Genomic DNA, 6,208 nt, shown 5'->3' on the forward strand with positions numbered 1-6,208 from the left:
CATAGGCGGAGCGTTGGAAGTAGTTGTATAGGTTGGTTAAGTTGCATGTTGGAGTAATCCTCGCAGAGATACCACCATACTTCGACAGGGAGCGCGTGGGAGAAGGTGCAAAACCTTTAGTCCTTGTCTGCATGGTCAGCAAAACCATGTGCGGATACGACCGATGCGTGGCTCCGTCAGCCCAATTACAGGTTAATCGGCAATACTTAAGAGGATATTTGATTTTTTTAAATCAAAGCCTCTTAGGGAAAGTATTGCCGAAACTCTCTCAACGTTCACCATCAGCCCGAGCAAAGCGAGGGATGTGGGGACGGTGAGAAAGAGTTGAGCGCATTTGTTTTTACAAGATTCATGCCAATACCTACTAGAGTTTATATACCGTGTCATTTGATTAGTTTTTATTGAATTTCACTCGTCCATTTTTAAATAAGCAAGGATACACAGCTACCCCTATTTCACTTCGTTCAATAGTGTTAAGCTGTGACCTTGATCAGGGGCTTCACCCCCGATACCCCCGAAAAGCTTTAAACAGAAAAATCAAAGATTTTCCATTTTAAAGCTTACAAAAGCCAAAGCAGGGTAGATTGAAATGTCAGGACATGAACAACAAGAGAATAAGCAAGGCAAGGCTATTCGAGAGAGAACTTTTAAAGTCAGACTTTCTGAATCAGAATATCAATTGCTTGATTCCAATAATCCTTATGGTTCGATTGCAAAGTTACTTAGACAAGCAGCAGTAGAGAAAGCGACTAAAATTCATAATTCCAAAGTAGAAGATGACCAAAAAATTAAAGCAACAAAGGTTGTTGAATCTTCGTATAGCAAGACAGAGCGAGCATTAATTTTAGAACTTAGTCGGATTGGTAATAATGTGAATCAGATTGCCAAAGCAGTAAATACAGATATTGCGGGTACTGGTGCTTTCGATAAAGTGAAATTACTTCATTTATTGATTTCAATTGATCAACAGCTTCGGGAGTTACGTCCAGATGATCGTTGATTTTTTTCGGCATGGTTCAGGTTTGTCAAAAGGTTGTCTTGATTATTTATTAGGTGAAGATCGAGAGCGTGAACATGCACAAGTGCTTAGTGGTGATGTAGAGCTGACAGCACAATTGATTGATAGCAGTCCTTTTGCCAAAAAATATACCAGTGGTTGTTTGTCCTTTTATGAGCATGATTTATCTGACCAGGATAAACAGAAAATCATGCAAAATTTTGAGGAATGTTTATTTCCAGGACTAGATAAAGACCAATATCAAATTTTATGGGTGCAGCACCAAGACAAAATTAATCAGGACACAGGTGAGACAAGGCTTGAGCTTAATTTTGTGATTCCCAATGTTGAGCTTTCAACAGGCAAACGTCTACAGCCATTCTATGCGCCAGCCGATTTAGATCGAGTCGATCTATTTAAGCAGATCATCAATACCGAACATTCACTGTATGACCCCGATGATCCTGAGCATCGACAGCTATTTTTAAATAAAAAGAACCTGCCCAAAGATATTAAGGATTTTAAAGAGCAGTTACATCAACGTGTTTACCGAGCGGTTTCTAATGGGGAAGTTGCCGATCGGCAAGAATTGGTGCAATGGCTTGAATCGAATCAAATCAATGTCACTCGACAAGTAAAAAACTCCATATCCATTGAAAACCCGTATGAGGGCGCAAAACGTCCCATCCGTTTAGAGGGCGAGATTTATGAGCAAGGCTTTAGAGCTACTGGCGAATATCGACAAGAAATACAACAACGAATTGAAGAATACAGAGGAACAACTTCTGAGCGGTATCGAGCAAACGTCACAGACTATCAGAGACAGCTTGAACACAAGAGCCAATATCACTGCGACCGCTATCCAACAGTCGGACGAGAAAATAGCCCAGAGCATTCAAAACAACGCCCAAACGGTCGAGAAGCAGTTGAGCCAGTACCAAAGCTTGCTGCAATCGAAATTGAGCCATTTAACGCAATTAAACGAGCAAATACAGAGCCAAGAACAGAAAGCCCAGAATCAAGCCGTACAGAAAAAACTTACCATTTTGAATATGGGGCTGATTTCAGCAGCAGTTATTTTGCTTATAGCGATTTTCTCGCTTGGTCTCGTCACCAAAAACAAGTACAGCGAGATGCAGGCGCTAAACACCGTGATCAACGAGAAACAAATGAGGGTCGACCATTTGAACCGATCGGGGGGCAGTTTGATGATCAGCACATGCAAGCGACCAGACAGCAAAGCACAGCGCCTATGTATTCAGATCAACAAGAACGCAGGCGAATGGCAGAACGGCTACATGATTCCAATGGGGTATTAAACGATGACCGAATTAGAAACACAATTATTGAGAATCATCGAAGAACAACAGCAACAATTAATGCAACAACAAGTGCAATTGCAGAAGCAACAGCAAGCTTTAGACACAATGCAAACCAAAATTATCCAAGCCTTGTCAGCACAATCAAAGACAATCAAGAGCGATCAGCAAAGCTTACAGCAAGCACAGAAATCATTAGCGACAATGCAGAAGCAATTTCACGAGCTAGAACGAAGTACAGCAAGCTATACCGAGCAGATCAATGGCAAAGTCCGAGAGATGAGCCTTATCACAGCCAACAACGAAGAAATTCTGGAGAGAATCTCAACCACACAGCATTCTGTCTCGTCAGAAGTAGCCAAAGCGCAGCAGAATTTGCTCGAAACATCCGAGATATTGAAAAAAATCTCGTCCAGATGAATGAGCGTAAACAAGAGATAGAAAAACCTCGACCTAAGCAAGATCGAGGTATGGATTTTGGGATGTAATTATTTTCTAGTATGTTGGTGTTTATTTCTTAGTATTAGCTTGTACTAATGTTTAAATTTAGCTATATTGAATGTAGTATAGGCTTGTTTATATATTTTGGTGGTGTTATGAATAATAACTGTGTAGTAGTACTAACTGCTCGTGGAAAGACTAGAATTTTAAAAGAAGGTGGTAGTCAGTCTTGGAGACTAAATGCTCATAATGCAGGAAAGTGCGATTATCTAGTTTGTGTGCAAAATAGGAAACAATCTTGGGGAGAACCAGAGGCTGATCATCACACTGCATTTTTAGTTGGCAAAATATCTAGTATCAGCCAATCTCAAGAAGAAGATGCAGATGGTAGATGGATAATAAATATCTCCGAATATGCTGATATATCTATTCCCAATATGTGGGATGGTAATCGGAATCCAGTTTCTTATAGTTCATTAGAAGAGATGAATATCGATTTGAATGAGCTGAAATTTACCAAATTAAATGAAGATAATTCTTCTAAAACACTGGATAAAATATCTATTCCTGAAGCTAAGAGACTATTAGCTAATTATTTTGATGTCCCTCAAGAAAATATTTCAATTACAATCAATATGTAAGCTTTTAATTGACCAAAAAAAGAAAAAAGCCTTTCACGTTAATGAAAGGCTTTTTTGAATCTTAGCGCTTGGGAGGGAAGATCTTAGATCCGCAGTCTCTCAAACTTACAACTATATATTAGGGTATATACGGTGGAATTGTCAAATGATGCAGTGCTTAAGATAGAGCAGGCTTTATCTATACCACGCTTATCTAAGTATGAAAATTTCTATAAAGATAAAGGTGAACCATATGAAAAATCTGATGTATTGATGCTTTATGAACGTAATTTAATAATTTCCAATAAGTTTTTTTACTTATTAAATTATTTTGAAGTTGTTCTGAGAAATGCTGTTGTTCAGGCAATAGAAATATCTTTTAGGTGTAATGAAACAAATAGTTGGCATGAAAATGAAGCTTTTATTCGAAGCCTTAGCCGTAGAGGGAGGTATAGCCCTAAAAGTATGTTTGATAGTGCTAAAGAGAAGTTCCCAGATTCGCCTAGTAAAATGATCCCTGAGCTTAAATTTGTATTCTGGCAAAAGATGCTTATGGCTAATTATGAAGAACGTATTTGGCAGGGATGTTTTAATTCTATTTTTCCTAATGCAACAGTTGAAAACAGGCAAATTTTTTACGATTGGACAGATCAATTACGTGAATTAAGAAACAGGATTGCTCATCATGAACCGATTATTTTTAACCGTAATCTAGAAAATGATTTAGAGGTTTTAACAAAATTTATTTACTGTCGTTGTATTAATACATACGATTTTATCGAGCAATCTGCATTAGATCTAAAAGAATATTTAGATTTTTAAGATAAGAATTTCACCCCAAACAATCGAAAGGTCAGACTATTTTGCAAATGTTGAATTAACAAGGTTAGTAGTAAAGCAGTAAATCCGATAACGGTAGCAGTGTTTCCTAACACCTGAGTTAAGCCGCGCCGCAAAGCGGCGTCGGCTTGGACGAATTGTTAGGCCGCATATCGCGACCTGAAAGCGGCACGCAAGACCTCAACCTTTTCCGCCCCGAGTGAGGTGCATGCGAACCTGTAGGACTCTATGTGCTTTGTAGGCCAGTCCACTGGTGGTACTTCATCGGCATAGTAAAAGTAATCCCAGATGATCGCCTCCCAGCTGTTACAACGGACTGGCCGCCCGGCGATGACACCCTCAGCCGCCTCTGGGCACGAGCCCTGCGGAGCCTCCGCGATTTCATACGCTTCGTCTGCCCACCAAGCAGGTTCGCAGTCAAGTAACTCATCCCCGATCTCCGCTAAGAATCCATAGTCCAACTCCTCCGTGACGCGCCCGCCGAGCATTTCAACTATTGCCTCGAGCTCGCCGCGCCTCTCGCCGGGAAAAGTCAGATCAATATCATCGTGCTTGCGTGTTACACGCCCTAGCCGTGCATCGATCGCCCAGCCCCCACCGATCCAGAGCGGCAGATTTCGCTCATCTGCCGCAGCTAGAATTTGGTGTATCAATGCGACCTGCGTTGTGTCCATGCGGCCTAACATAGTAAGCCCTCCCAGAATGTCAGTAATTAGACTATTAATTGAATTGTTACATCCAATAGTGAGCTCCCAGTGATTGTCTTAACTATCCAACCTTTCGATTGGATGGGGCAGAGCACCATTATTCTGTTTGAATGCGGTGTTAGTGTCAACTAGGTTCTTTATTTCTTCAAGGAGTTTGAAAGTGCTAAGTATTTTTACTTTACTTTGTTCCTCAATATAAATTTTTTTAAGACCATTTAGCAGCTTGTATTTGGATATTTTGGATAGGAGAATGAATAAGGTTGCGGTATTGATTCTTCCCCCTTTTAGATGAAGTAAACGGTTTTTTTGCAGTATTGGAATATTTCTATATTCTGTTAGTTGATCTTTTAAGTCATCAGGAATTTTCATTTCGTAAAAATTATATTTTTTAGAACAGTCTAATATCGAGTGATTTAGGCTTTCTGTATTTGTATTAATAAAAATGCATTTTTCAAATGTGCAATTTTTAAAGCGACAATCTCTAAAAATAGCAGCATAAAATACGCACTTTTTGAAGTGAACATTCGTAAACCTATTCTTATTTAAGATTACTCCTGAAAAATCAGATAAAACAATTTTTATATTTTTGAATGAACATGATCGTAGGCGGGATCCTCTCAAATTAACATTAAAAAATGTTTTATTAGAGAAACGTACTTTAGAAGAAATAGATTTGGCTAGGAGGCTATTTGAATACTTACGTTTTTCGATGTGCTTGTTATGAAATCTAGGAAGTTTTGACATTAATAGTCCAAAGAATAGGAGTTTCAGCTTAATTCTTAGGTGTGATCAAAAAAAATAATGGACAGGTCTCTTGCGAAATCTGTCCATTAGTTTTAAATTCGATGGGTACAGTTATTTGATGCTTGCAACATCAATTAACGAAAGATCGGCAGAGCTTGCAACTCATACTGATATTCACCTTAAAGGCTAGTACCACTATCTATTTTAAAGAATTAGAACAGTTTGACAAGCCTCAATTTGAAGTCCTTCGTTAATTCAGCAGTTTAAATCATCAAATAAGCACCTAACGGTCGAGCTTTATCTACTTCTGTGCGCCTTTTTTAAGGAAGATATGCGTTGCATGTGGAGGGAATAAGTGTCACTGGTGCATCGTAGCGATAGTCGCAAGGCTAAACCGCTTACAGGGGATCTCACATAGGCGGAGCGTTGGAAGTAGTTGTATAGGTTGGTTAAGTTGCATGTTGGAGTAATCCTCGCAGAGATACCACCATACTTCGACAGGGAGCGCGTGGGAGAAGGTGCAAAACCTTTAGTCCTTGT

The 6,208-nt window shown here is 39.4% G+C and carries 6 protein-coding genes; 4 read left to right on the forward strand and 2 right to left on the reverse strand.

Translation table 11 applies throughout. The features are described 5' to 3' along the window. Positions 1–589 precede the first annotated feature (589 nt). The 4 genes from FTU17_RS16510 (at position 590) to FTU17_RS16525 (ending at position 4,199) form a co-directional block, all read left to right on the forward strand. Positions 590–1,000: a MobC family plasmid mobilization relaxosome protein gene (locus tag FTU17_RS16510; protein WP_180136044.1), complete on the forward strand. Its 411-nt coding sequence runs from the start codon at positions 590–592 to the stop codon at positions 998–1,000. Continuing rightward, complete coding sequence (locus FTU17_RS16515) at positions 990–2,804, forward strand: relaxase/mobilization nuclease domain-containing protein (protein WP_180136045.1); 1,815 nt, start codon at positions 990–992, stop codon at positions 2,802–2,804. The genes FTU17_RS16510 and FTU17_RS16515 overlap by 11 nt, the downstream gene beginning before the upstream one ends. A 108-nt stretch (positions 2,805–2,912) precedes the next feature. Further along, positions 2,913–3,398 carry a hypothetical protein gene (locus FTU17_RS16520; protein WP_051064109.1) on the forward strand — a complete coding sequence of 162 codons (486 nt, stop codon included), beginning with the start codon at positions 2,913–2,915 and terminating at the stop codon, positions 3,396–3,398. 132 nt (positions 3,399–3,530) lie between these two features. Then, on the forward strand, positions 3,531–4,199 hold the full coding sequence (locus tag FTU17_RS16525; RefSeq protein ID WP_000423610.1) for an Abi family protein: 669 nt from the start codon (positions 3,531–3,533) through the stop codon (positions 4,197–4,199). A 158-nt stretch (positions 4,200–4,357) separates the two neighbouring features. On the opposite strand, the gene aadB is transcribed toward FTU17_RS16525, so the two are convergent. Together aadB and FTU17_RS16535 are read right to left on the reverse strand one after the other, a co-directional pair. Then, entirely contained in the window at positions 4,358–4,891 is a 534-nt protein-coding gene (aadB, locus tag FTU17_RS16530; RefSeq protein WP_010883707.1) for an aminoglycoside nucleotidyltransferase ANT(2'')-Ia, read from the reverse strand. Between the two features lie 90 nt (positions 4,892–4,981). After that, positions 4,982–5,668: a pentapeptide repeat-containing protein gene (locus tag FTU17_RS16535; RefSeq protein ID WP_002011386.1), complete on the reverse strand. Its 687-nt coding sequence runs from the start codon at positions 5,666–5,668 to the stop codon at positions 4,982–4,984. Positions 5,669–6,208: the final 540 nt, after the last annotated feature.

This window comes from Acinetobacter sp. YH12070, from assembly GCF_013419625.1.
Lineage (GTDB): Bacteria > Pseudomonadota > Gammaproteobacteria > Pseudomonadales > Moraxellaceae > Acinetobacter > Acinetobacter amyesii.